Here is a 26,145-nt window from a genome sequence, read left to right as displayed (position 1 = left end):
TCGGGCTACTTTCCAATTCAATTAGAACACATGGAGAAGTTTAGTGCAGTTTTCAGTTACCAAAGTCCGATTCCTGCAAAATGAAAAAGTTTTCATTGTTGTACTTTTATTTGTAAATATATTGTTTCCTTTATTTGCAGAATCGACTGAACAAATCAAACCCGAGAATACTAAGTCAGAAATCAATGCAGGAGAAGATAATAAGTCAAAAAATTATTATGTTAATCCACGTAGTTATGGAACGAAGAGAGTTCCGCAACCTGATGAATATGTTAAGCTTGGAAGCCAAACTGGAATTCCTGGTTTAGAAGATGTTGATTGGTTGGAGATGGGGTTGGATTACAGAACCCGATATGAATATCGAGAGAATGATTTTCGAAGAAACAAAGAATTGATAGACCGACCATTATTATTACGGACGAGAGGTTATGTCGGTGTAAAAGAAAAATTTGATCCTTTTCGTTTTGCTTTAGAGATCGAAGATGCCCAGAGAATTCAAGGAAAATTTGAACGAGATACACGTGACTTCAATCAGATTGAACCTATTCAAAGTTTTTTTGAGTTATATTATCCTGATGCTCTAGGCAAGAATCGACCACTATCAATCCGTGCAGGTCGAATGGCGTTTGAATTTTTGGATAGACGTCTATTGGCAAGGAACGCTTGGAGGAATACAACGAACACTTTCCAAGGATTAAGAATGAGTCTTGGTAAAGAAGAAAATGACTGGAATCTCGATGTTTTAGCTCTATCACCTCTTGAAATTATTATTGATAAAGTTGACAAACCAGTCAGGAATTTATATCTATATGGACTGCTTGGAAGCATTCAGGCTTGGAGCGATATAATAACCATTCAACCTTTTTATATTGGACTTGTGCAATCTAGGCTCAATGAAAAAAAATATTCACTAACTAAATTTAATTTTGAAGAAACGAAGCGAGTTGGTAGAGAAATCCATACAACAGGCATTAGGGGATATGGATTAATTGGAAAAACTGGCTTTGACTATGATATATCTGCGATCTATCAATTTGGTATCAATGATATAGAGAAAGGCCAAGCTCATTTAGCTTATGCGTTTACCTTCGATTCTGGATATACTTTCAATTTTTCATGGAAGCCAAGACTTGGATTTTTTTATGGATTTGCAAGTGGGGATCGAGACCCATATGATAAAGTCAATAATCGATTCGAAAGGTTGTATGGTTTTGCAAGACCTTGGTCTAGTAATGATTATTTTCAAATGGAGAACCTAAGTAATCCAAAAATTGTGATTGAATTTTCTCCAATTAAAGATTTACGAATTGATACAGCATATGTTTGGTATTATTTAGCGAGCAACACGGATCGGTGGAATAATGCTAGGTTAAGAGATGAATCTGGACAAAGTGGAATAGCTATTGGTGAAGAATACAATATAAGAATGCGATACAAAATAAATAATAAATTGAATACTACAATCGGTTATGCTTTCTTCAAACCAAATGAGTTTACGCTTGAGACAAGCGGTCGCGAAAAAGATTCTCATTTTGCCTATATAGAAATGTCACTCAGTGCATTCTAAAAATTAAATTGAGAAATCTTCTGTATAAACTTGAGCTTTTCTAATTCGAAGGTAGACTATCTCGCCCGGTAATAGATTCAGTTCTTTGTAAGTATCGCGATCTATGACACTTTCAACCAAGAAACCTGTATCTTGTCGTTTGAGTTCGACACGTACATTTCGTCCAGTTGAATGGATATGTCTAATCTCGGCTGGTATTCCGGATTCTTGTGAACGAACGATCTCTACATCGTAAGGTCGAACATAAGCTACTGATTTAGGATCTGCTCCATCTTCTGAATTTTCAGTATCACTGCGATTGTCTCCATCCTGAATTCTTCCATGGAAAAGATTTACATCGCCTAGAAAGTTAAAAACAAATGGTGACTTTGGACTGTTATAAACTTCATCAGGAGTTCCAATTTGCTCGATTCGTCCATTATGGAGGATGACAATTCGATCGCTAACTTCAAGAGCTTCATCCTGGTCATGAGTTACAAAAACGCTTGTTATGTGAATTTCGTCATGCAAGCGACGTAGCCAATTTCGAAGTTCTTTTCGAACTTTTGCATCTAAGGCTCCAAATGGCTCATCTAATAATAAAAATTTTGGTTCAATAGCAAGAGCTCTTGCAAGTGCAACTCTCTGTCTCTGTCCACCTGATAATTCAAAAGGATATCGATCATGAAAATTTTCTAGCTGAATGAGCTTTAAGAGCTGAAGTACCTTTTCTTTAATTTCTGATTTGGTTGGTCGTTCCGACCGGGGTCTTACATTCAAACCAAAAGCTATATTATCGAATATACTCATATGCCTAAATAGAGCATAATGTTGGAATACGAATCCCACTTTTTTGTCTTTTTCAGTTTTTGCATTCTCTGGGAAAATAATTTCCCCGGTATCAGGTGAATCCAACCCAGCAATCATTCTTAGAAGTGTTGTCTTTCCTGAACCTGATGGTCCAAGGAGAGCCACCAAATTACCATCAGGAATTTCTAAGTTTATATCATGCAATACTTGAATATTTCCAAAACTTTTATTAAGATTTTTGATTTGAATTGGCATTTTAAAGACTCATTTTCTAGTTTATTTAGTTAACTCTTTGTTATTCGGTGACTCAATCTGAATTTTCTTTTCCAGAAAAAATTTTATAATGAGTGTTCCAAGTGATAGAAAAACCAGCAGAGAAGCAGCGGAAAATGCTCCAACCGAATTGTACTCATTGTACATCATTTCTACTTCTAATGGTAAAGTATTGGTTTTGCCCCGAATATGTCCTGATAAAACCGAAACCGCTCCGAATTCGCCCATTGCTCTTGCATTGCAAAGTATGATCCCGTAGACCAATCCCCATTTTATATTCGGTACTATAATTTTTATAAATGTCTGCAGCATAGAGGCGCCAAGTAATAAGCCAGCTTCTTCCTCTTCCTTACCTTGTGATTCCATCAGAGGAATCAATTCTCGCACAACAAAAGGAAGTGTGATAAAGCAGGTTGCAATAATCAACCCAGGTGTATTAAAAACTATTTCAAGATTCAAGCTTTCCATTGTTGAACTCATCCAACCTTGCTTTCCAAATATAAGAAGGAAAATCAATCCCGATATGACCGGAGATACAGCAAAAGGTGAATCAATGATTGTCATTAGTATATTCTTACCAACGAATGTAAATCGAGTCAAGAGGAAAGCTGCTATGATTCCGAAAACAGTATTGATCGGAACGGATATAGCTGCTACTTTAATCGATAACCAAAGTGCTGTTATGGTCTCACTAGCGCTAATCCCTTTTATGTAAGCACTAACTCCATCTGCAAAGGCTTCAGTAAAAACATTAATCAAAGGTAAAAAAAGAATGATACTTGAAAGGAAATAAACAATACCAACGAGACTGTATTTGATCCATCTGGATTCTGTTCTGTTCAACCTAATTTCCTCGCTGCCTTGTTCTGAAGATAGTTGATCGAAAACATTATTCCAAATGATAATACTAACATTAAAATTGCGATTCCTGTGGCTTTTGAATATTCATATTGTTCTAGTTTAGTTACTATTAATAATGGTAAGATTTCTGTTTTGCCAGGAATATTGCCGGATATGAATACAACCGAACCATACTCACCAATTCCACGAGCAAATGCCATACTGGTGCCTGCGAGAATCGAAGGCCATAACTCAGGCAAAATTACTTTATAAAAAGTCTGAAATCTATTTGCACCAAGACAGAAAGAACTTTCTTCCAATTCTTTCGGAAGTCCTTCAATAACAGGTTGTACGGTTCTTACTACGAAGGGGAATCCTATAAAAACTAGAGCGATGATGATACCGATCGGAGTGTATGCTACTTGTATTCCTATAGGCTCTAAAAATTGTCCAATCCAACCATTTTTTGCATATATTGATGTTAGCGATATTCCTGCAACGGCAGTAGGTAACATAAAAGGTAAGTCGATTAACGAATCTATCAATTTCTTTCCCGGAAATTCATAGCGTACCAAAACCCATGCGAATACAAAACCGATAACTAAATTTAAAATTGCAGCAACAGCACCTGTCCCAAAGCTTAAATATAAGGCTGATTGAATCCTTGGATCTGTATAAATTGATGAAAGGTCATTCCAACTTAATTTAAAAGTTTGATAGAATAAACCGAAAAGAGGAATAACAACTAGTATGCTTAAGTAAAAAACTACAATTCCTAATGATAATCCAAAACTAGTTTTGGTATAAGGACGATATGTAAATCTCATAAAAAAAATTGAACAGATTCCAAAAGTTTAGAACTTTTTATCGGAATAAATTTGATCAAAAATTCCTCCCTCAGCAAAATGTTTCTTTTGAGCGTCTTTCCAGCTGCCCTCTAAGTCACGGATATTTACAAGCTTAATTGGCTTGAAAATTGTAGAATATAATTTTAGTATTTCATTATCAAAAGGGCGAAAGAAATGCTTTGCTGCTATTTCTTGACCTTGCTTCGAATAAATAAATTTAATATAATCTGCTGCTACTTCAGTTGTTCCTTTTTTCTCATTGATTTTGTTCACAGCGGCGACTGGAGTTTCTGCTAATATACTAATACTCGGATAGACTATTTCAAATTTGGCTTGTCCACCATTTTTGCGTTTAGATTCTTCAATTGCAAGTAAAGCTTCGTTCTCCCAAGCTAGGAGAACATCACCTATACCTCTTTGAACAAAGGTTGAAGTGGATCCTCTTGCACCAGCATCAAGGACAGAAGTATTTTTGTATAGAGCTTGGATGAATCTGATTTTATCTTCTTCTCTATCTTTATAAATATTTTTTGCATAGGCCCAAGCAGCCAAATAATTCCATCTGGCACCACCGGATGTTTTTGGATTTGGAGTAATAACTGAAATGGAATCTCGTACTACATCATTCCAATCAAAAATTTGCTTCGGATTTCCAGCTCTGACCAATAAAACTATGGTCGAGTAGTAAGGCGTAGAATGATTAGGATAAGAATTCGCCCAATCCTTATCGATAAATCCTGAGCGCTCTGCAATTGAATCTATATCGTAGGATAGAGCTAAAGTAACGACATCCGCTTTGAGCCCATCGATCACTCCTCTTGCTTGTTTACCTGAACCACCGTGGGATTGTTGGAAATTAATTCTTTTCGTGCTCTTCTGATTCCATTCTTTTTCGAATTCACGATTGATTTCTTCGTACATTTCGCGAGTTGGATCAAAGGAGACATTTAGAAAATCGATTTTTTCTTCGGATGAACCTTTGCAATGGATAAAAGAGTGACCAATAAAAACAGCCAATACGATTGCAAAAGAAAATACTCTCGTAAATCTGAGCGGATTGTGTGGCATACAGCGATTTTTCATTTTGTCACTTCTTACCAATAAGACAGAATTAAGTTCTGTTTTATTGGACAATATCCGCAATTCTTTACTAGATGGCTGTCCTGTAAAGAAAATTTCTACTTTTATCCAGTATTTTCTTTAGAAAGGTAGCGATTGATTCGGTACAAAAACGGAATTGTACAGAGGACAAGGCATATTTCCAAAAGTCCAAAACTTGTGGAAAGTGCTGGAAATGCTTGTTCACTTGCAAAAATTTGATAATAAAATTTTTCCAAATAAACTGAGCAGATTGGACCACACATAAAACCGAGTGATCCTAGTCCTGTAAAAGCACTCATTACCGTTCCGTTCAGTCCGTTCGGAGACATTCTTGATGCGAGTATCATCGAAGGTACATACATGACCCCGGCTCCAATTCCCGCCAACATCAAATAGATAAAAAGTAATACAGGATCGTCTGTCCAACCGGTAGCAGATAAAAATCCACCATACATAAAAGATCCACCGAGTACTAAAGGTAACAATCCGTACTTGCGCGATAGGATAGCAGATGGGTAGGAAAGTATGCTCATGGGTAGAAGCACAAGGCTAAGATAAGCGCCTGCTTTTCCAGGATGAAAGGACAAGTTCTCTCTTAAATATATATTGAAAGAACTCACAAGAAAACCAACGGTAAAACGATCAATAAAGTGAAATGCAAAAGGTACAAGCAAATAAGGATTTAATTGTATAGATTTAGATAGGTCTGCTAATCTAAATTCCTTTTGCCCAGAGTGAATATTGTCGCGTAGAAAAGATAAGCTAACAATGCCAATACTAAAAAGCAAGAATGATCCAGCGTAAAAAGGAATCATCGGATTCGATTTACCTAAAATACCAATTGGCATGCCTATCGCAGCACCTAAGGATAGGAACATTCCCGCAATTCCCATCAATCGACCTTGTTTATAAAATGATGAATTCGGATTATTCTCCAAATCGGATACACTCGCAAGAAGCAATCCGATTACAAAAATATGTGTTCCACCTTCCATAAATCTAACAAACATAAGAACATTTATATCTTGTACAAAAGTTATTAAAAGAAATAAGAAAGCATCTACAAAACAAGCTATTGCAATAATAGTTCTGCGATCTCCCAATTTATCGGAAATCAATCCAGCGATAGGTGAGAATATGAAAGATCCAAGCATAGATACACTTGTAAACAATGCAACTGCAACATTTCCTGCACTCAGATTGTCCTTGATAATTTCTTTCATCACGGGAACAACCATCGTTACAGGAAGCATTGCAAAAAATACGAGACTTAGAAGAAGAATAGGTAACTTTGATTTTTTCATCTTATCTTTTTAGTCTCGATGGAATAATTTAACTTTCTTGTTTTTGGAAATGATTGATTCCATAACTATCATTAGTTATTGGACTTTTTTACGAAGCCTTTTGTACCGAATCGTATTTCTCTCTTCCAATATTTCGAATTAAATCATCCTCTAGCTCAAGAAAAATTTCTTTATTCAAGTCGAAGACCTTTCTAGATTCTAAAACTATTTGATTTTGCTGATCCTCAGAGAGATCTAAACTATCGAGAGTTTCACGATAAACTTTTTTAAATTCATTAGGTGAAGGAATTTCTGGAAATTCATAAAAATCCAAACCCGCTCCGTCCAACTGCAAAGCACGAGCTGCAACTTTTTTTAGAATCTGTCCACCACTTAGATCACCTAGATAACGTACATAAGAATGAGCGATCAATAACTCAGGAGAGTTATTCGAGATATTTTTAATATTATTTACATAATTTTGAGTTGCAGAAGTAATTTTGATTTTGGATTTCCAATCATTCCCTAGGAAGAAATTCAGATCCTTCTCAATCTGAGATGTTCTATATAATTCTGGGAAATAAATTTTTGACACGATTGGATGCGTTTTATGGCGGTTTAATTCTTCTTCCAACGTTTGATAGACAAAATAGAAACTCTCTAAATGACTCGTATAGGTCAGTTTTTCAAGAATTCCTTTCATAAAGCAGCGAATAAACCCTGCAGATTCCGCTTCGTTGTGGTTTTGTGATGTTCCTTCTCTTAATTTTAAAGCTAAGCTCATAAAAATTTTTCCTCTGGAGTCAAATTATTTCAGCGATCTTGAGAATCAATCTTATTACTGACAAAACTGTGACAAATGAACATAGTTGTATTTTGTTCAGGAATGCAGAATTTTAAACTTAGTGCATTATCTAGAAAAGTTTCATTCTGTTTTTCGGAAATATCTTTCGTACTTTATAATATATAATCTTGCTAAAGTTAGAAAGAGAGATGCAACAAGTGGTCCATAGAATATTCCAGCCATTCCAAAAACACTCATTCCAGTGATTATGCTGAAGAAAACAAGATAAGAGTTCATTTCGATATGTTTTCCAACGAAAGCAGGCTTAAACCAATTCTCAGTAATCAGGGCAATCAAAGTACAATATACAAATAGGAATACAGCCTGCCAGATTTTTCCAACTATCAAAAGATAAATAGTTGCTGGTACATAAATTATTGAAATTCCTAACAACGGAATAAACGCAAGAATGATCATTAATACTGTCCATAACAACAAAGATTGAATTCCAACAATCCAGAATCCAATGGCTGCAAGCAAACCTTGTATAAGACCTCCTATACCATTAAAAACTAAAGTCACATAATTCATTCGATTGAACTGTTGGATGATTAGTTCTTCGTCTTCATTGCGAATGGGAGAAAGATTGAGCATAAATTCTTTGATTCTCGGACCTTCCTGCAGAATCACAAATATTCCAAGAAGCATAAGAATGAATTGAAATAGGAACGAAAAAAAGTTACCAACTATTGCATTGAGTTTTTCAAAAAAGAACCCGCTTGCAGATTTTACAACTGAGAGAATTAGATTCTCTATGGCCTTCAAGCTATAGTCAAGATTTAGGAAATCAAAAACACGATTCACGAGAATTGCAAAACTATGGTTACCAAAAAAAATCATATTCAAGTTTTCTTCCGTAACTAGTTCACGAGTAGATTGATAGAAATTTAGAATCTCTTTCGATAAGCGTACTACAACATAAACAGTCGGTATAAATAAAATTACAATTATAATACTACAAACAATCAATGAAGCAATAGTTCTTGAAAATTTGGTTTTTCTTAGAATAAAATTAAGTAGAGGATAAAAAGTTCCTCCGACTATACCTGCGAATATTAGTGGAGTGAAAAAGTCCCAGATCATATAAACAATCAAAAATATAATTGCAATCAACAATAATATGAATGAGTAGGTTTCATATTTAAAAAGTTCATTAGGTTCTTTCTTCATATTACAAGTTTAATTCAAACCAATTATTTGAATCAAGAATATTCTTATCGAACCTATGCAAAGGAATTAGCTAAAAAAGAAATATTGAAATGTTTGATTGGAGATTTGTTTTGGAATAATGTTGTTTATTACTGGAGACTAATTGGTGAGTCTTTTTTGAAAAATTCGAATTTCTGAGAATTACTTTCTGGATAGATAATTGTAGAAAGAAGATAAATTCCTATGCTTACAGCAATCCCAAGGGAAGCAAGAATCACATCTTTTCCAACTTTTCGAAAAGTATCTAGATAGGGAAGATCTCTGTAGGTCAAAATGTTCAGTATAATTTCTCTGCCAGCTAATAAGCCTAGAAAAACCCAGGTTGTAGACATCGGAAGATTGCTGAGGCTTTGGAAGACAAATAATATAGTTCCATATACTAAATCCACAATCGTTGCAGCTTTTGCCCATTTGATATCCGATTTCTCAGAAACAACTTCTTGAATTGTTCCGCCATTGGTTCGAATGATGACAGCCAGAGCAAAAACTAGAATTCCAAGTGCGATTACCAATTCGATCCAGTTCAATCTACGTGGTAAGTAAACTGCGATATTTGCAGTATCCTGAAGTAACCAAGCTATCCATAAATAAATTGTTGATAGCCATTGAAGATTGGACCAGCGGCGTTCTGAGACTGGATCTGGAAGATGATCTTCTTCGTATTCATGTGGATCCAATTTCGCAAGTATTGCCCAGATGATGATTGCAGCGAAGAAAGCAATACCATAGCCCAAAAATGACTTGGTGAGCATTTTATCGATATTCTGTCCACCGAACAGTCCTAATACGAGAAAAGTAGTTGATACCGGTGCTTTCATGCGAGTGATTACTACTAGTATCACTGGAGCTAAGAGTTGAATTAGATTGAAATGAGTTGTTTCAGGAAATCGATCCAATCTTTGGAAATGGATCTGACCTGCATCGCGATACCAACCAATAAGATGAACAATAAATAATAGTCCACCTAGAACAATGAGTTTTGGAACCCAATCAATTGATTTTTTACTTTCGAAAAAGGTTCCGACTGTTTGAACGGCATCATTGCCAGCCACTGAAAAAGTTGCAGTTGCAAACGCAATCCATCCTAAATAGTAAGGTGGGAGTCCTAAGAAATAGCCGGCAACAATAACTAGAGTTATGAAAACAGTGACCAGATAAAATCGAATCTGGTCACGATAACTCGGATGTTGATAATCTATTTCTACAGTTTCTTTCATTTTCTAGAGATCGTAATGTTTGCCATATTTTTCTGTGATTTGGTTTCGATCGAACAAAATAAATACATCTGTTGTGCCGAAAACTGAATCAAGAGCTGGCGCTCCGCAAATTTTTGATCCAACTCTGATATAACCTTTTATGAGTGGTGGTATGGTTTTGGTCAAAGCTTTTAAATCATCAATTTCTAGGTTTTCATTTAAATTTTTTATAGCATAACCTGGGTTAGGATATACTCTAAATTTTTCATCAGCAATTGCGTCTTTTGCTTTTAGGAAAGCGTATGCTTCAGATGCCATCTGAGGATCGGTAGAATGAATTGAACCGCATCCCATTAAGTAGCGAACGTTCTGAGTCATCATATAATCAGCAAGACCTGCCCATAACATTGTGATCACAGAGCCATCGCGATAGGATGGATGCACACAAGAACGACCAATCTCGGCTACTTCTTCATCCAAATTATAGATATTGTTGATATCAAATTCTGTCTCGGAATAGAATCCAATATTCTCAATTGCAACACTTCGTTTCAAAATTCTATATGTTCCAACAATTTTGCTTTCTTGATTCTCATCTAGAACGATTAGATGATCACAGTACAAATCGTACTCATCTCTGTCTTTTCTAGTTGATGCTGATTGTGGTAGTCCTTCGCCAAGTTCCAGATTGAAAACTTCATATCGTAGGGCTAAAGCCCTTTCGATTTCAAGTTGGTTTTCAGCGATTCGAACGGTTAGTTTTTTTTCCGCTTTTTTCGTAGGTTGTAAAGATTGTATGCTCATATCTTGTGTCCCTTAGAGTTTTAATTTTCTCTATATACATTCATTATTAAGGGATTAATGTTACATGAATATTACGGGAATGTGAAATTTAATGCGCTTCGTCCCAATTCTTTCCTATCTTGCCATCAACTAGAACTGGGACATTTAGAGGCATCGCCTTTTCCATTACGCTCTTTGCCATTGTAAAAAAGGAATCTTTTTCTTTTTTATGAACTTCGAAAACCAATTCATCATGAACCTGCATTATGATTCGGGATTTGAGATTATCTTTTTTAATCTTTTCATGAATTTGGATCATTGCGACTTTTATCATATCTGCCGACGTGCCTTGGATTGGACTGTTGATTGCAACTCTCTTAGCACCTTCTGCAACTTGCCTATGAGAAGAATTTATTTCTGGAATGTATCGCCTACGACCAATTAGAGTTTCGACATAACCATTCTTCTTGCAAAATTCTATGGTCTCATCCATATATTTGCGAACTCCAGTATATTGCTCGAAGTATCTGTCTTTGAATTGTTTTGCTTCTGTCCTAGAAATTTTTAAATTCTGAGCAAGTCCAAAACTGGATGCTCCATAAATTATTGAGAAATTTACAATTTTTGCCTTATCTCGCATTTCTGATGTGACATCTTTCTCATCAATTCCGAAAAGACCACTTGCGGTTCGTCTGTGAATATCTAGTCCTTTACTATAAGCCTCAATCATCATTGGATCTTTGGAAAAATGAGCCATGATTCTTAACTCAATTTGAGAATAATCGAGACTTAACATTTCATAATCTTTTTCGGGAGTGATAAAACCTTTTCGTAGCCATCGGCCTTCTTCATCCTTAATTGGAATATTTTGAAGATTAGGATCCTGGGAAGATAATCTTCCAGTTGCCGCAATGGTTTGGTTATATGATGTATGAATTTTTCCTGTAATAGGATTCACCAAATGTGGTAAAGTATCTATGTAGGTAGATTTGAGTTTAGTATATTTTCTATGCTCTAGTAGATCTTCTATAATTGGATGCATACCTTGAAGTGTCTCAAGTACTGAGTGATCGGTCGAATAACCAGTTTGGATTTTCTTTTCTGCTGGAAGTCTCAATTCTTCAAAAAGGACTACCTGCAATTCTTTAGTTGAAGCGATATTGAATTCTTTTCCAGCATGAACATGAATTCGTTTCTCTAAACTTTTAATTTTCTTTTCAAAATCTTTTTCGAGCTTAGCAAAATACGGAAGATCGATGCTGACTCCGTTCATCTCAATATCCTTTAGAACTCTTACTAAAGGCATTTCCAAGTCGAAATAAACTTTATCCATTTGCGATTTTTGAATTTTCGGTTCTAAAATATTTCTAAGCCGCAAGGTGATATCTGCATCTTCACCCGCGTATTCTGTAACTTTATCTGGATCAATTTCAAATAGAGCTTGTTTCTTTTTGCCTTTTCCAACTAATTCTTCATAGGTGATTGTTTGATAGCCAAGATAATCCAATGCCATATCATCCAAATTATGTCTTCGGTAACCTGGATTAAGAAGATAAGATGCAATCATTGTATCGAATTCAATTCCCTCCATCTCAACACCATGGCGTTGAAGAACGATCCAATCGTATTTTATATTTTGTCCAATCTTTTGAATTTTTGGATCTTGCAAAATGGGTCTTAATATTTCTAAGACTGCTTCTGCTTTGGGTAAGGTAAGTGAATACAAGGATTCGGAGTAAGCAACTGGAATATAATAACCAGTTTCCTCTTGCCAAGAGAACGATATACCAAGTAGAGAAGCACTATTGGGATTCACAGAGGTTGTTTCTGTATCGATTGATAGTATCGTTCCTTTTTTTATGGTCTTAATCAGAGCTTTGAGTTCATCAAGGGTTCGAACTCGAATGTATTTTCCTTTTTTGGCTTCGCCAGTAATCTTTTCTGGTTTTCCTTGATCATTCAAATTGGGGTTTGATTTCGATTCGGATGCTTTTTTAGTTTTGGAGCTAGATTTCTTATCGCTAGAATCTTCTGATTTTTCTGTCGTTACTTTGATTCCAGCAAGCTTTGCTAGATCTCTAAATAATGTATTGTATCCTTCTTGCTTGAAGTGGTAGACTTTTTTTTCTTCTAAGTAATTAGGTAGAGTTAGATGGGATTCATCTATTTTTAAATCCAGGTCGCATTCTATAGTTGCCAGTTTACGTGATAGAAATGCATTCTCTTTATTTTCTTCTAGCTTTTGTTTTATAGAAGCATTGGATATTTTATTAATATTTTTATAGATATTTTCAAGGTTACCATATTCGGCAATAAGTTTGGAGGCACCTTTCTCTCCGATTCCCTTGACTCCTGGAATGTTATCAGAGGAATCTCCAAGTATAGCCATATAGTCTGTTACTTGTTTGGTTGTGATTCCGATTTCTGTTTCTACCCATTCGGGATCGATTTTTAGGAATTCACTAACTCCTTTCTTACCTCTTAGCATATGAACATTTTTGCTTAAAACTTGGTATAAATCTTTATCACCAGATAGAACTATAATTTCTTCGGATTCTTTTTCAAATTTTTTACAAAGAGTTCCAATGATATCATCTGCTTCTTTGCCATCAATCTTGAAGACTGGGAACTCCAATACATTCAATATATCAATGATCTCACGAATCTGAGGTCGCAAATCTTCCGGCATTGGTTTGCGAGTAGCTTTATAATTTTCGAATAAGTCATTGCGATCGAGTCTTGTTCCTGGATCAAAAGTACAAGCTATATGAGTGACATCATAGTCTTGAAGAAGTTTAAATAGCATTCTAAAAAATCCAAAAACTGCGCCACTTGGTAAGCCAGTTTTTGAATTAGTAAGATTGGATGCGGCAAATGCAAAATACGATCTGAACGCGAATGCATGCCCATCAATGATCATCAGTCTTTTAATTTTCTTTTTCGCCATATGCTTATATATAAAGAGAATTACCTAGAAAGGAAAAGTAAACCTGAATAGTTTTTTTTACCATATAATCATTAGAAAATTTATGAACCCAATCGCGGTTCCATTCTCCCATTCGATTACGAAGAGCTGAGTCTTCGATCAATAATTTATATTTTTCTGCAAGGGATTCGCTATCGCCGATGTCACACAGGAATCCTCCATCATCGGGAATTACCATTTCCGGTATTCCACCTGCTCTTGTTGCAACAACCGGAATTCCGCAAGCCATGGCATCTAGAATAGAGGTTCCCAAACCCTCTTCTTTCGAGGTCAATGTGAAAATATCAAATAATTTGTAAAATTCATATATATTATCTTGGAAACCCAAAAATTGAACCAGTGATGTGATTTTTAAATCATTTGCCAGCTGTTTAAGTTTGGCTTCCAGTTTTCCTTCTCCGAGAATCAATGCAACAAAGTCTGAGTTTGTTTGAATCTTTGCTATTGCATGCAGAAATGTTTCATGATCTTTGTGATCAACCAGTGCGGCAACAATTCCAATTGTCACTGTTTTCTTATTTATTTTTAATTCTTTTCTAATTGGTTCTGCGGATGGCAGTTTTTTGAATTTTGAAATATCAATTCCGCTATGAATTGCCATCACCTTCGACGGGCTTACTCCATCTTCGATTAAATACTTTTTAATCTGGTGTGAAACTCCAATTACTAGATCGATTTTTTTAGATGTGAATTTCCATTTCGAGAAAAAATTCTTACTCATTCGAAAATCGACTCGTCTAGCAACAATTAATTTCCAATTGTCTTTTTTTCTTTTAGCAAAGAATGCTAATGAATGAGCATGTGCCGTATGTGTGTGGACAATTTGTACTTTTCTAGACGAAATAATTTTTCTAATATTCCAAATTGCAGAAATATCAAACTCACCTCGCATACTGAGTTCGATGACTTCAATACCTGCTTCGGAAGCTTTCAAGGCAAGTGGCGATTTTGGTTGAGCTACAATGATTTGTTGAATATTTCTTTTGGATAGGCCGATTGCAAGATTGAGTACTTGGTTCTCACCACCACGCCACTCATGAGATGTATTGAGATGAAGGATCACAAATCCAATGAATGTGTTCTTGGAAATATCAGAAAGTAAAAAAGCTTATGAAACGTTTCTTTTCTTGCCGCTGTATTCGAGTTCAACAATTGAACCTGTAATTCTCTCGGAGTTGGCTCCACCATCTTCCATTACTTCTCCGTCAGCGTGAAACATGATTTTTACGGAATCCATAAGCGAATGAATGATCTTCAGTCCTTTTCCCACATTTTTATGTCCTACTCGAACACCATTGAATGGTAAGGTTTCAGGTTTATTGCATTGATGGTTACGGATTTTTTCTAGGAATCCAATCATTGTTGTAGGAGATTGAGACTCGCTAGGATCCTCATTTTTTGCATCCATTCTGAATCCACAGCCATAGTCTAGAATGAAGAGCGTTATTTTGAGATCTTGGATGATCCAGCGACAGATTATCGTTTCATCAGAATTGGAACAAACGTTGGCAGAAACAGAATTGGTCAGAGCTTCATCAGCTGCTAGCTCAATTTGCATAATGTCTTCATCAGAAAATGAATAAGATTCTAAGGATTGACGTAGGGCTTTGCGAAAAACTTTCACGCAAGACATGTCTGGAGGTATGAACATTGCGTATGAGCCTGGAGCGGGTTCCAGTAGAAGAGGAGTTGGTATCGAACCGTCCATTATTCTTAAATAATACCTTACAAATACCAAGTTTATTATATGAAATTAATTGGTGCAAGATTAATTTTTCTGAATCTGGTTTTGGAGAAAGAATTGCTTCCTTAATTTTAGGAAATAAATTCCAAAAGATTGCTTATGTCTCGGTTCGAAGGCGTCTCTATTCTTTTTGCATTTCTTCTAAATTGCGGATGTAACGCATACGCTCACCTGGTAAATCCGATTTGCCTTCCAATTCAACTCCTAAAAGCAGCTCTTCATCATTTTTCTTTGCAGTCCAACGAATGTTTCCGAGCACAGTCAATGGAGGTTGCATTTTGAACGTTATGTCAAAAATAAAATGTTTCTGCTTGGGAAGGATTTTCATCAGATCAAAATTGTTTACTTGCAATTGAACTCCAGTTGGGCTCGCGTCAATGATGGGAAATTTGCCATTCACTTGCATTGTATTGGATTCCAGTATGCGTTGAACCATCTTTTCGGCTAAGGATTGAACCTCGAGTAAATTCTTCTCTGTAAGAGGTTTCTCTCGATTCTGAATCAAAATATATCCAATTGGGAATTTTGCAGTTTCGCCGTAGATAACTGGAACAATCATCTCGGAGATGATCATCTCGGATGCAAAATTTTTGATTTCGGTTTCTATTTCTTCATCTATGTCTTTTCCATAGGAAAGACGATTCTCGTTATCATTTGAATATTTGCTTTTATCCGAAGTATCCTCAATGAAAAGAGGCTTCATCGTTTTCTTGACAGCTGCAAATCGACGAGGAAGGTCAGGTTTGAAAATATCTATTTTTACAGTCTCATATACTTCTTCATTTAGTTTAGCTTTGAAATCGTCAAAAGCAACTTTCACTAATGTCGGAATCTGAAACATATTGGCGTCGATAATTGTCTTCGCCGTAACTAGTTTGGATGCATGCACATTGCCATTACCAGGAATTCGATTGTTGTCACGATTTTTCTTAGCGATACCCAATTTATTGACAACAAGAATCATTGTATTGTCTTCTTGGATCTTGGCGATCTTACATTCGATCTCGATATATTTGTTTAGTATTGTATAAAAAATTGCGGATTGACCAGAACTAAATTCATTAAAATCAGTTATCTTAACTGCGATCTGACTTCCATCATCCTTTACTTTTAGAACAGTAATCGTTTTCTCAAATGGATATTCTTTGAGAACGAGTTGTTTATCTTTTAAGTATTTATTGAGAACATGGTTTTTCTGTGCAGCTTCAGTTATATAATCAAGAGGGCGTTCTTCAACCTGTTTGAATTCCATCAGTCTCTATTGAATACTGAGCATATACTTTTTAGTAAAGAAAAATATTTCATAAATAGATATCTTGGAAATTTTTTTCCAAAAAATACTCCGCGAGTTTGATTGAATACTCCTTGAGCTGAATAATTCTATTCAATCGAGTCGCTTTTTAAGCATTTGAAGGTTTTTGTTTGAAAATTGCATTAACTTAGATTAATTCATATATAGATAATACATGAATTAATCATCAATTAGTTGAACTCGGGATCAATCACAACTTCTGATTTGATGGACGATGCGATGAAACAATTTCGATGCGCCGTTTCATGTAGCTTGATTAAATCTTCATTGGATATTTTTACTGAATCCACAAAAGCGACTCTTGGCTTGAGGTAAATTTTTGTTACCTGCATTTTACCAGATTCACCCTTTTCTAGAATTGCTGTTACATCATCTGAATAATCCAATACGATCAATTTCTTCTTGGAAGCAACGGCAAGGAAAGTCAGCATATGACAACTGCTGAGTGCAGATGCCAGTAATTCTTCAGGATTTGCATGCTGCTCATTCCCAAAAGTTTCTTTGGTCGATGATGAGAAAATACTCTGTCCACCATTAAACGCGATAGCATGAGTTCTATCGTAGCTTTCGTAATCCATATTACCTGTTGGGTTTTTCCAAGAAAGTTGAATTTTATGTTCTGACATTTATATACCCCCGTAGGTATCTACCTTAAGTTTATTGTCTTCTTTTGGCAATGGTTTTTCTGATTGGTTCTTAGCCTGGGAGAGGAATACGATCTGTCTCATTGGGAACTTTAGGAAAACGATCTTCATACCAGCGAACTTTTGCATCTTCTATAGCTTCCTTAGATGATGACACAAAATTCCAATAGAGATGCCTTGGTTCTGGATGGGGGAGCCCTCCGAGTGCAACACATCGAGAGTCTTCGGAAAATTCTAGGTTTATAGATTCTCCTGGTTGATAAAATGCCATCTCACCTATTTTAAATTTTTTGTCTCCGGAAGACATGGAACCTTGAGCTAGATAAACAGCTGATTCCCAATCTTTAGGTGCTGACCAATCAATCTTTGCACCAGCCTTTGCCTCCAGATCGCTGTAAAATAGAGGTGAGTACACTTTGACTGGCGATTGCAATCCTAGAAAATTGCCAGCTAACAATCGCAATATGAATTTATCGCCTTTTAATTCTGGAATTTCATTGGCTGAATAGTGGAAAAATTCTGGATCCATATCTTCTGCTTCTTTCGGAAGAGCAACCCAGGTCTGAATTCCTTCCAAGCTATCTGATCCTTCAGATTTTCGTGACCTTTCGCTATGAACAATTCCATTGCCAGCAGTCATCCAATTCACCTCAAATGGTCGAATCAATTCCTCTGTTCCCAAACTATCCCGATGAAGAATTGTTCCGCTATAAAGATAGGATATTGTAGCGAGTCCGATATGTGGATGGGATCGTACAGAAAGTTCGTCTCCAGTGCGGATGGGTGTTGGACCAAAATGATCTACGAAAACAAAAGGACCAGCATGACGGGCATCGACAGATGGAAGAATCCTTCGAACGAGAAAATCATCCCCTAAATTTTTGACCTGAGATTGGATTAATTTCATACGATTTAGACAATTAGAATAAATCGTTGTTCGATAGTGTTAATGAATTGTTGAACTAAAGCTGCATTGTTGCTTGGATTCTTTGCAAAATTTTATCAACACCCAATAATTCAAATAAAACTGGCAATTCCAATCCATGCAATTTTCCTGTTGTTGCTGACCTAATTGGCATAAAGAGGTTTTTGCCTTTTTCTCCTGTTGCAATTCCCGCCTGATTCATTGCTTCTTTGAATTCTTCAGCTTTCGTTGGTTTCTTTTCTATCAATTGATTTTTGAAAGCAAGAATTACATCTTTTCCTTTACCATCGTTTGCCATATTCTTAGCATCATCGTTTTCGAATTCTAGCTTATCAACGAAGAATTCTTCCACATAACCAGGAGCTTGCGAAAGTCTATCCAGATATACACGAATAGAATCTAAAATCGAAATCAATATTGGATTTGTTGGGTTCTTAAAATCAGCTGGGATTTTTGGATTATCTTGAATGAAAGGAATTAACTCTTTTGCTAAGATTTGGATATCCGTGTCGCGAATGTACTTATTCGAAATCCAATTCAATTTGGATTTAGGATTCATATATTCTGCAAGTTCAAGGGGCTTAAGTTTATTGAAGTCAACGGCATCTTTTTCTTCGGCACTCATTTTCTTGAAGACATCGAACATGGCAGGTGACTTTGAACATCTTGCAATATCGAATACAGATTCAAGTTCGCCAGGTAAATACTCTCTTCCATCGGCATTGGTCCATCCGAGAAGAGCCATATAATTCACTAGAGCTTCTGATTGGTATCCTAAGTCTTTGAAAGCGAGGATGGAAGTTGCTCCAGCTCGCTTTGATAATTTCTTGCCATCACTGCCCACAATTTCGGAGACATGCGCCCATTTCGGAATGGGGAATCCAAAGGCTTCACCAATGATCACTTGGCGAGGAGTATTGGATAAATGTCCAACTCCACGAATCACATGGGAAATTTTCATGAGATAGTCATCAATCACCACAGCATAGTTATACGATGGAAATCCGTCTGACTTTACAATGATAAAATCACCGATCAATTTTGTATCAAATTTTACTTTGCCTTGGATCTCATCTTCAACGATTAGATCTTTATTAGGATTGCGAAAACGAACTGCAAATGGTAGACCTTGTTGTAATTTCTCTTCAATCTCTTTATCTGTCAGGTTAGCATACATCCCATCATAAATATAGGGAATTCCCATCGCTTCGGCTTGCTTCTTCTTCGCTTCCAATTCTTCGGAAGTACAGAAGCATCGATAGGCTTTGTTCTCTGCAAGCAATTGATCCGTGTACTTTTTGTAAATATCCAATCTTTCTGATTGAGTATAGGGACCATATTCGCCACCAACTCCTGGACCCTCATCCCAGTTCATGCCAAGCCATTTGATAGATTGAAGGATTATATGAAAGGATTCTTCTGTTGATCTTTCGCGATCTGTATCTTCTATGCGAAGAATGAATTTTCCACCTTTTGCTTTCGCATAAAGATAGTTAAATAATGCAGTTCTTGCTCCTCCGACATGGAGAAAGCCGGTAGGTGAGGGGGCGAATCTAGTTCTAACTTCCATAATTATTTCTTCTGTAGGGTAATCTTGCCGTTAAGGTAATAGATTGAGGATTCTTTACCTTCAAATACTAAGTTTGCTGCGTCGGCTATTTTATCAATCTTTAGTTTCTTGAAACGGTTCAAGTTGTAATCGTAATCAAGAGATGCCGAAGCAGTTTCACTCGATTTGAATTCAGATCTTGGATGGAAGAAATCTAGAGTGCCAAGCAAATGCTTCCAAGCAAATTCACCTGCTTCATATTTTTCTGTTTCTTCCGCAAGCCACAAGCCATCCTTAATCGTTTCCCATTTCTCTCTGCGATCGATGCTATCACGTTTATAAGAAGATTTTTTATAATTCTCATAAGCTTCTTCGAGAGAGTTGCCATAACCGAACTTACTCTGTAGAGTTTCATATTGCACGGTAAATCCTGTGGGTCCGGGACTTCCTTTTACTTTGCCAGAGATTTTGTTGATCTTTATGGAGAATGGTTTCGGCTGATTCTGAAAAAAATTATTCTGATCTGATACAAAGTCATCTTGGTATTCAACTATAACAAGCTCTGTTTTGTATATTTTGGAGTCTTCTTCAATGATTCTTACATCAATATAAGTCTGCGCAGATGAACCTTCTTTGAAGAATCTTGTGTTGAAATCTGTGAATCGTTGAGAGCTATAAGTTCCTGATAAACTGGAGGAATAATCACTGGAATTTCTCATTTTTATCGGTGAAATTGAACAGTGAGAAAAAAAAGTGAAAATGGCTAGGAATAGGCAATTGGTTGCAGTTTTCATGGGGTTGTGGTAGTTAACCGATCAGGCATTTCCAATGTCTCAAATGAAAAATCGTTGACAAGCGATTTCGCTGTTCTTTTCTGACCCCAAGGTCATGAAGAATAAAAATTCGAATCCTCCTCCCAAGGATAACTTTCCATCCAAGCCTTTTGAAGACCAAGTTCATGATGATCAGAGAAAATACTCTCGTTATGTATGTGACTCTCGTGCAATACCCAATGAAATTGACGGACTTAAGCCCGTTCAGCGTAGAATTTTATGGGCGATGTGGAACTCAGATGCTAGAAATCGTTACACGAAAACTGTAAAAGTTGCAGGTCTCGCAATGGGTTACCACCCTCATGGTGACAGATCCATCCAAGATGCGCTCTCGCAGATGGCTCAAAACTTCACTTTTGCAAATAATATCCCACTTGTTTCAGGTGAAGGTACCTTTGGTGACGTACTAGATCCGTCGGCGATCGCGAGTCCTCGTTATACAGAAGTTAAATTAAGTGATTTTGTTAAAGATTTAGGATTTTTTGAATCTCTTCCAGACATTGATTATGTCCAGAATTACGATGAGACCGAAGAAGAACCAATCCATTTTGTTGGGAAGGTTCCCGTTGTTCTTCTGAATAATATTCAAGGAATTGCAACTGGATTCAGATGCTTTATACCAGCGCACAAACTCTCAGATATTATTGATTCACAAGTAGCTTATCTAACCAAAGGAAAAGCGAAGAAAATCACACCGTGGTACCAAGGTTTCAATGGCAATGTTAGGTTGTATACCAATGACAACGGTTCAGAAATTCTCACAACATCCTTTGGATTTCGTAGAGAAAATGGAGTAATCTATCTTTCTGATGCGCCAATGAATTGGAACCGTGAGAAAGTAGTTGTCTATCTTGATGACATCATCGAAAGAAAAGACAACTGGTTAAAGGAATACATAGATCATTCGAGTCAGACTTTTAAGATTGAATTGATTTCTAGAAAAGGGGAAGAGCCAACGGATGCAGAAATCATGGCACTTCTCAACAAAGAAAACAATGAGACTCTTGCTTACAACGTAATCACTCATGAAGGGAAATTGAGAAATTTCTCGCCAGAAGAAATTATCAAAAGGTTCTGTGATTTTCGTAAACTGCATTTGATCAGAAGATTCAAACGACTTGCGGGACTAGAAAGCGAGAAAATTGAGAGAAATTCAGAATTAATCCGTTTCATAAAAGAAAGATGGAATGAGAAAGTTACAACCATCAAGTCTAAGAAAGAATTCGAAGATAAACTCAAAACAGCAAAATTTGTTTATTTTGAATGGTTGTCTACAATTCCAGTTTATCGGATGACACTTGAAGAAGTTCGTAAATGTGAAGAGGCGATCGTCGAAGCAAAAACGAAATTCACAGAATACACTGCATTGTACAAAGAAGACAAAAAGCTAACTAGCTTTATGACTGTAGAACTCGAGGAGTTAAAGACGAAATGGGATCCCAAGTGAAGAAGGCAGGCACTTCCTCAGAAAGAAATTTTAAGAAGTTATCGAATGTAGAACATGTTCGGATGCGAACTGGAATGTGGCTTGGACAGAACTCTATGTCCAATTTTCACCAACATTTTTTCCAGAAGAATAAAGAGGGAGTCTATGAAATTTTCCATGAGGAAATTTCTGATATTCCCGCAAAAATCAAATGTTTGGATGAGACTTGCATGAATGCGGTGGATGAATACCGCAAGAATCAGAATGATAAGGCGATTCCAGAAAAAGACAAAATGTCCAAGCTCATCGTGGGATTGTCTGCGGATCGTAAAAGAGTAACAGTATCTGATAATGGTCGTGGTATTCCTGCAAGTAACGCAGAAGGCGTCTATCTCCATCTAATGTATGGCGAAAACTTCGATGATAAAGTTAAAGAAGACCATGTAGCGGGACAAAATGGTGTGGGAATTTCACTTGTTCGTATGGTTTCTACCTTCTTTAGAGTGAAGACAGTCAACAAAGGTGTCGCATACAAGAAGCAATTTACACTGACCGAAGAAATCAAAAGAAATATTCGAGGATTCAAATATTCTAAAGATGAAACGGATCGTATTTATTTATATTTTGATGAGCATGGTAAATTTGATGAATGTCCTTTACTGACCGCTGACCAAATCTCAAAATTAGCCCCATTAATGAAGAAGAGTAATCTTCTCGAAGTGATTGAAAAGACTAAACCCGAAGATCATGGAACAACTGTGGAATTCGAATTGGATCCTCAGTATTTCAATAATTTGGATGTTTCATTCAATGCTGATTTGGTTAGACAATACGTTCAAGATATTGCTATGACCAACCCAGGTCTAGAAGTTCAATTTCATACTAAGCAAGGCAAAGAGAAATTCAAATTCAAGAAAGGATTGGATGAGATATTCGCTCAATCTGACCAAGTCTATTACAAAATGGATTATAATGACAAAGCTTCAGCTTCACAGATAAGCATGGAGAATTTTGTTGTTGTTGGTCAGAATAAAACTCTATCTTGGGTGAATTCGATTTTTGCTCCGTTAGGTGGTTCTGCAATCGAATATCTTGAGAATAGAATCTGTGATGAAGTGCGGAAGAAAGGATCGATTCTTGCACTTGAGAAAAAATTGAAAACACAATGTACGCGTAATGATGTTCGAAATTGTTTTCATATGTATACCAATCTACGAATTCTCAATCCACGATTTAAGTCTCAGGACAAATCGTACCTAATCAATGATTTGAATGAGGATATGAGAAATGCGGTTGATAAACATCTAGACAAAATGCTCAAGAAAACTGGGCTACTTGATGAGATCAAGATGCAGATGGAAAATCGTACTCAGATGAAGGCATTGGAAGATGCTCAAAAGGGTCTACGTAAAGCATCTAAGAACAATATTCCGAAATTAATTCCTCCTACTGGCAAGCCGAATGATGAGGGGAGAGTTTTGTTTGTTGCTGAAGGTGATTCCGCTATTGCAGGACTTCGTCCAGCTCGTAATCCAAAATACCATGGCCTTTTCCCACTTCGTGGAAAACCACTCAACTGCAAAGGCATGTCACTAGCGAAAGCTCTAGCGAACGAAGAATTAAAAAATATAGTTGCGATCATTGGATTGCCATTGAACGAAAAAGTAAAATCCATCTCTGAATTGAACTATGATAAAGTATCGATTATCACAGATGCGGATTTTGATGGTTATGCGATTCGATCTCTTATGCTATCATTCTTTTATGAATATTGGCCAGAATTGTATGATTTGGGTTTTGTTCATATTTCGAGTGCTCCATTGTTCGAGGTTGATATCAAGACTAAGGACAGCAAAAAAGAAACTATTTTCTGTATTGATGACGCAGAGTATGATAAGCTAATGGCTCGTCTCAAAAAAGACGGTGGTGAGATTACAAGAAAGAAGCGAAACAAAGGATTGGGAGAGACAGGTCTACCAGCTATGCGTTTTGCAGTGAATGAATGTATGACCAAAATTACTATTGGCAATAAGAAATCAGCTAAGAATATTCAAGATTTATGGTTTCATAAAGATTTAGCGGAAGATAGACGAAAAGCTATATCCGAATATTCGATGAGTGTAATACAAGACTAGAAATAGTTGAGCCATGGGTGCATGCCCATGGTTTTTTGAATTATCCTCACAAACTCTCCAAGGATAATTTTATTTTCGTTCGCCAATTCCTTGGATGAAGATATTGATTAGGGATAAAGCTTCGGCTTCATCAGTATGATCGATATCGATTCCAAGAGCGAATCGATATACTATAAAACTTGCCATAAGACTATAAGATGCTCTCGCAACAGCAGTAGGATCAAGCTCGCCTCTAATCTCGCCTTTATTTTGGAAATGTTCTATAGCCTTGACAGATGAATCAAATAGATTCTCCTTCCAAAGTTTGCCAAAAATCTTGGCGAAAGATTTCTCATGCAAAAGGGCATCGATGAGCAATTTGACTTTGTCTCGATTCTGAGATGCTGCTTGAAATCGTGCTCTAATAAGACTTAAATACCATTCTTTATAACTTCCTTCAATCTTAGTTAGTCGATCCTTTAGATCTTGCATATGATTCGGAAGAATGGTCATATACAAAAGACCTGACAGGATACGAAGGTAAAGCAACGATTTATTAGGAAAATATTTAAATAGAGTTCTTTCTGTTACGGAAGCTAGTTTAGCCAATTCTGCCGTTGTCGTAGCTGCATATCCTTTCTGTGAAAATAACTTTTCCCCTGCTTGGATGATAAGAATTTCCTTCTCTGACTGCGGATTTTTATATTTCTCAAACTCTTTCTTTAGTATTTTCTCAGTAATTTGCATGATTAGAGATTGCCATTTTCTCAGTAAAACGCTTACGTTCCTTGAAATCACGCCTTTTTTGGATCATTCTTTCAAAACCAAATCTTGAATCCAAGATTGAGTGTTTATAAATTCTAGTGAGTATAGTAATTACTATACATTTTGCTTGACTAGATTTGAAACTGTTATTTAGATGTTTTTATTGGTATAGTAAATACTATACCAATCCGGCGAGTAAAAATTCTCATAAATTGATAAATATTTATGAATAGGTAAAATTTTAAGATCTTGTGAAAAGGAGATTAATATGAAAAAAGTTGATATAGAATTAAAAGAACCACTTCCCGTTCAATGGAATCGTAAATCGGTTGATTCAGCAGAATCTGGAAGGCGAATACTTCCAGACGGTCGGATCGAATTCTGGATTAAGCATTCTATTGTAAAAAATGTCTCACCAAAAATGCTCGTGTGGTGGTTTAAAAATATTGAAGGTGATATTAGTTATAAAGGTGGAATCTACAATCGCTATCGAGTATGGCATCCAGAAGATCATGTCCACAATAGTTACCAAGAAAGACTACCGGATGGATCTATCGGTGTTGGTGCGGTCTTAAGGATAGTTGAATACTTGGGTCGCAACAAAAAGTACATTGTAAACATCACAACCAAAATTGAAAAGTTGGATGAAGAAGGTTTTATCCATAATCCTAAATTGCACGGGATACTTCCTATGGCTAAAATGGTTTACAGTTTTAAAGAAACGGAACAGGGGACCATCTATGAAAATTCTTTAATCTTGGGATGGAAAGGGTGGACATGGAAATTGCTTCGCTTTTTTATTGAGCCAGTATTTTTTCCACCTGTTAGAGGTTATGCGTGGATAAAACATAATATTGAAGAGGTTGGTCAATTTGAAGATTTTCTACCTGAGCTTTACAATAAAGAAGTGAGGCAATAATCTATCCTCAGCATTTTATTCTGAAAATTATGTAGATTGTGACAAATCACTTGAATTGCATAAATATTGCTGGCGATTGATAGTTGCTAGATTCGAATCAAATAAGGATGTTCTCCGAAGCGATTGTGAAGTTTCGGTTATAAGATAAAATCTGATATAAGATAGATAATATTCACTCAGCCAGGGGCTTAAGCC

At 36.3% G+C, this 26,145-nt stretch carries 22 protein-coding genes; 4 read left to right on the top strand and 18 right to left on the bottom strand.

Annotated elements, in window-relative coordinates; all coding sequences use genetic code 11:
• Window positions 1-43: 43 nt before the first annotated feature.
• Window positions 44-1,567, top strand: a complete 1,524-nt coding sequence (locus O4O04_RS18415; protein WP_272533321.1) for an alginate export family protein — start codon at window positions 44-46, stop codon at window positions 1,565-1,567.
• Between the two features lie 3 nt (window positions 1,568-1,570).
• Here O4O04_RS18415 and O4O04_RS18410 read toward each other — a convergent pair whose 3' ends face one another.
• The 17 genes from O4O04_RS18410 to O4O04_RS18330 form a co-directional block, all read right to left on the bottom strand.
• A complete protein-coding gene (locus O4O04_RS18410) occupies window positions 1,571-2,611 on the bottom strand; it encodes a sulfate/molybdate ABC transporter ATP-binding protein (protein WP_272533320.1) in 1,041 nt (346 codons plus the stop codon).
• A gap of 21 nt (window positions 2,612-2,632) precedes the next feature.
• Window positions 2,633-3,472, bottom strand: a complete 840-nt coding sequence (gene cysW / locus O4O04_RS18405) for a sulfate ABC transporter permease subunit CysW (RefSeq protein ID WP_272533319.1) — start codon at window positions 3,470-3,472, stop codon at window positions 2,633-2,635.
• On the bottom strand, window positions 3,469-4,296 hold the full coding sequence (cysT, locus tag O4O04_RS18400) for a sulfate ABC transporter permease subunit CysT (RefSeq protein ID WP_272533318.1): 828 nt from the start codon (window positions 4,294-4,296) through the stop codon (window positions 3,469-3,471). Before cysT ends, cysW begins: the two co-directional genes overlap by 4 nt.
• Before the next feature lie 27 nt (window positions 4,297-4,323).
• On the bottom strand, window positions 4,324-5,385 hold the full coding sequence (locus O4O04_RS18395; RefSeq protein ID WP_442915974.1) for a sulfate ABC transporter substrate-binding protein: 1,062 nt from the start codon (window positions 5,383-5,385) through the stop codon (window positions 4,324-4,326).
• Window positions 5,386-5,501: 116 nt separating this feature from the next.
• Entirely contained in the window at window positions 5,502-6,722 is a 1,221-nt protein-coding gene (locus tag O4O04_RS18390) for an MFS transporter (protein ID WP_272533316.1), read from the bottom strand.
• An 88-nt stretch (window positions 6,723-6,810) separates the two neighbouring features.
• Complete coding sequence (locus tag O4O04_RS18385; protein ID WP_272533315.1) at window positions 6,811-7,485, bottom strand: biliverdin-producing heme oxygenase; 675 nt, start codon at window positions 7,483-7,485, stop codon at window positions 6,811-6,813.
• 141 nt (window positions 7,486-7,626) lie between these two features.
• Window positions 7,627-8,715 (bottom strand): AI-2E family transporter, encoded by a 1,089-nt coding sequence (locus O4O04_RS18380; RefSeq protein WP_272533313.1) that lies wholly within the window; start codon window positions 8,713-8,715, stop codon window positions 7,627-7,629.
• A 128-nt stretch (window positions 8,716-8,843) separates the two neighbouring features.
• Window positions 8,844-9,971, bottom strand: coding sequence for a hypothetical protein (locus tag O4O04_RS18375; RefSeq protein ID WP_272533311.1), 1,128 nt, complete (start codon window positions 9,969-9,971; stop codon window positions 8,844-8,846).
• 3 nt (window positions 9,972-9,974) lie between these two features.
• Window positions 9,975-10,754, bottom strand: a complete 780-nt coding sequence (locus O4O04_RS18370) for a GNAT family N-acetyltransferase (protein ID WP_272533309.1) — start codon at window positions 10,752-10,754, stop codon at window positions 9,975-9,977.
• A gap of 88 nt (window positions 10,755-10,842) precedes the next feature.
• Entirely contained in the window at window positions 10,843-13,665 is a 2,823-nt protein-coding gene (gene polA, locus O4O04_RS18365) for a DNA polymerase I (protein ID WP_272536144.1), read from the bottom strand.
• Window positions 13,666-13,684: 19 nt separating this feature from the next.
• Complete coding sequence (locus O4O04_RS18360) at window positions 13,685-14,782, bottom strand: glycosyltransferase (protein WP_272533306.1); 1,098 nt, start codon at window positions 14,780-14,782, stop codon at window positions 13,685-13,687.
• A gap of 45 nt (window positions 14,783-14,827) precedes the next feature.
• On the bottom strand, window positions 14,828-15,427 hold the full coding sequence (locus tag O4O04_RS18355) for an ATP-binding protein (RefSeq protein WP_442915914.1): 600 nt from the start codon (window positions 15,425-15,427) through the stop codon (window positions 14,828-14,830).
• Window positions 15,428-15,584: 157 nt separating this feature from the next.
• Complete coding sequence (locus tag O4O04_RS18350; protein ID WP_272533305.1) at window positions 15,585-16,715, bottom strand: DUF1577 domain-containing protein; 1,131 nt, start codon at window positions 16,713-16,715, stop codon at window positions 15,585-15,587.
• Window positions 16,716-16,945: 230 nt separating this feature from the next.
• Window positions 16,946-17,401 (bottom strand): OsmC family protein, encoded by a 456-nt coding sequence (locus tag O4O04_RS18345; RefSeq protein WP_272533303.1) that lies wholly within the window; start codon window positions 17,399-17,401, stop codon window positions 16,946-16,948.
• Between the two features lie 70 nt (window positions 17,402-17,471).
• Window positions 17,472-18,326, bottom strand: a complete 855-nt coding sequence (locus O4O04_RS18340) for a pirin family protein (protein WP_272533301.1) — start codon at window positions 18,324-18,326, stop codon at window positions 17,472-17,474.
• Window positions 18,327-18,381: 55 nt separating this feature from the next.
• Window positions 18,382-19,914, bottom strand: coding sequence for a glutamate--tRNA ligase (gltX, locus tag O4O04_RS18335; RefSeq protein ID WP_272533300.1), 1,533 nt, complete (start codon window positions 19,912-19,914; stop codon window positions 18,382-18,384).
• Window positions 19,915-19,916: 2 nt separating this feature from the next.
• Window positions 19,917-20,612 (bottom strand): hypothetical protein, encoded by a 696-nt coding sequence (locus O4O04_RS18330; RefSeq protein ID WP_272533298.1) that lies wholly within the window; start codon window positions 20,610-20,612, stop codon window positions 19,917-19,919.
• Between the two features lie 169 nt (window positions 20,613-20,781).
• On the opposite strand from O4O04_RS18330, the gene O4O04_RS18325 reads away from it, so the two are divergent.
• A complete protein-coding gene (locus O4O04_RS18325) occupies window positions 20,782-22,173 on the top strand; it encodes a DNA gyrase subunit A (protein WP_272533297.1) in 1,392 nt (463 codons plus the stop codon).
• On the top strand, window positions 22,158-24,287 hold the full coding sequence (locus tag O4O04_RS18320; RefSeq protein ID WP_272533295.1) for a toprim domain-containing protein: 2,130 nt from the start codon (window positions 22,158-22,160) through the stop codon (window positions 24,285-24,287). Before O4O04_RS18325 ends, O4O04_RS18320 begins: the two co-directional genes overlap by 16 nt.
• 69 nt (window positions 24,288-24,356) lie before the next feature.
• Here O4O04_RS18320 and O4O04_RS18315 read toward each other — a convergent pair whose 3' ends face one another.
• Window positions 24,357-25,013, bottom strand: coding sequence for a TetR/AcrR family transcriptional regulator (locus O4O04_RS18315; protein ID WP_272533294.1), 657 nt, complete (start codon window positions 25,011-25,013; stop codon window positions 24,357-24,359).
• A 286-nt stretch (window positions 25,014-25,299) separates the two neighbouring features.
• Between O4O04_RS18315 and O4O04_RS18310 the strand changes: the two genes are divergently transcribed.
• Window positions 25,300-25,950: a DAPG hydrolase family protein gene (locus tag O4O04_RS18310; protein ID WP_272533293.1), complete on the top strand. Its 651-nt coding sequence runs from the start codon at window positions 25,300-25,302 to the stop codon at window positions 25,948-25,950.
• The last annotated feature ends 195 nt before the right edge of the window (window positions 25,951-26,145 follow it).

Origin of the sequence: Leptospira sp. GIMC2001 (assembly GCF_028462125.1) — a bacterium.
Lineage (GTDB): Bacteria > Spirochaetota > Leptospiria > Leptospirales > Leptospiraceae.
This window is presented reverse-complemented; position numbering and strand designations above follow the sequence as displayed.